The 1,725-nt window shown below is 71.7% G+C and carries 1 protein-coding gene; it reads right to left on the reverse strand.

Going from position 1 to position 1,725, the window contains the following annotated elements:
* Nucleotides 1–54 precede the first annotated feature (54 nt).
* Nucleotides 55–1,725: LCP family protein (locus HMPREF3159_RS10400; RefSeq protein ID WP_070500966.1), on the reverse strand; the 1,671-nt coding region annotated here is incomplete at its 5' end.

Consider the following 1,725-nt stretch of genomic DNA (forward strand, 5'->3'; position numbering starts at 1 on the left):
CGGCCCGGGGCATCTGCCCCGGGCCGCCCCCGTTCTCCTTGTCGCGGGAGGTCCTCAGCCCTCCTCGCCCGGCAGACAGGACTTCAGCGGGTCCTGCTCGATCTCCGGCGCGTCCGTGGGGGTGGCCTCCTCGGTGGGCGCAGAGGTCGACGCGCTCGAGGTCTCCTCCTCGGTGGTGGTCTCCTCCTCGGTGGTCTCCTCCATGGTGGCCGCCTCGGAGGTCGGCTTCTCGGTGGTGGCGGTGTCCTCTTCCGGCGGGGCGCCGGTCTCCGCGGGCTCGGTCGAGCCGGGCTCGGTCTCGCCCTGCACCGATTCCGGCGGGTCGTTCTTCATCGAATCCTGGATGGAGGCGTCGACCCACTCCTCGAGGTATTCCCAGTCCGGGTTCCCGGAGAAGGTGACGTCCTGCGTGATCGGGTACGAGGTGAAGCCGCCGTCCTTGATGCGCAGCGCGAGCTCCACGAAGGCGTCGACGTCGCCGACGGGGATGTCGGTCTGGATGTTCTCCTCGGTCGCGGTCACCAGGCGCGGGATCGACAGGGCGAGGGAGGGGGGGTCCGCCTCCTCGCTCACGGCGCGCACGATGCGCTGCTGGCGGCACATGCGGTTGAAGTCGTCGGAGCCCTCGCGGGAGCGGGCATACCACAGCGCGTGGTAGCCGTCGAGCTTCTGCTCGCCGGGCTCGATGTAGCCCTCGACCTCGCTCGCGCCGCCGCCTATCGGGATCCGCCGCTCGACGACGAGGTCCACGCCTCCCAGGGCGTTGACGAGGTCCTCGAAGCCCTTGAGGTTCACCATCGCGTAGTAGTCGGTGGAGATCCCGAGGGTCTCCTCGACGGCCCAGCGGGTCGCGGTCAGGCCCGGCTCGGGATCGCCCGGGAACAGGTCCTTGTTCTCCTCGGCCCACGCCCACACGGCGTTGATGAGGTTCTCGTTCTTCCCGTAGTAGTCGAAGCCGTCGGGGAACTCCTCCGCGGCGACCGTCCCCTCGGGGAACTCGACGTTCTCGAGGTTGCGGGGGATGGAGAACAGGGCGGTCTGGCCGGTCTTCGTGTCGATCGAGGCGACCATGATGGTGTCCGGCCGGGTGCCGGTGCGGTCGGCGCCGGCGTCCTGGCCCAGGAGCATGATGTTCAGGCGCGGGGTGTCCGCCCACGGGTCCGGGCCCTCGGCGAGGCCGTCGCCGTCGCCGCCGAACACGCTCGTGGAGCCGAACAGGCCCTGCAGCGCCCAGAGCGACTGCACGCCGCGGCCGAAGGGCACCGCGACCGCGATGACCATCACGGCCGCCAGGGCGAGCGCGAGATACCGCTTGGCGCCCTGGAGCCGCTCCTTGGTGGTCTGGGCGAGGTTCGCCAGCACGATCTGCAGGCACCACACGAGGCCGACGACGACCACCACGACGAGCGCGCCGATCAGCACGCCGCGGTGGGTGCCCAGCGTCGCCGCGATCCGCAGCGGGTCTCCGATCACGAGGATCGCCGCGATCGTCGCGACCGCGAGGAGGAGCACGGCGAGCATGATCACGCCGATCTGCCGCATCCGCGTGGTGACGAGGCCGGAGCCGGGCAGGGCGGAGGTCAGCACGGTCCAGCCGGCGACCTTCGCGAGGGAGCCGTCGTCCGACGAGGGACGGTCGCCGCCCGAGCGCGAGTCGCCGGAGCCGCCGGAACCGCTGCGGCCTCCGCCGGAGGCCTCTCCGCCCCGACCGGCGCCCTGGCCGCC

The sequence above is a fragment of the Brachybacterium sp. HMSC06H03 genome, from assembly GCF_001807385.1.
Lineage (GTDB): Bacteria > Actinomycetota > Actinomycetes > Actinomycetales > Dermabacteraceae > Brachybacterium > Brachybacterium conglomeratum.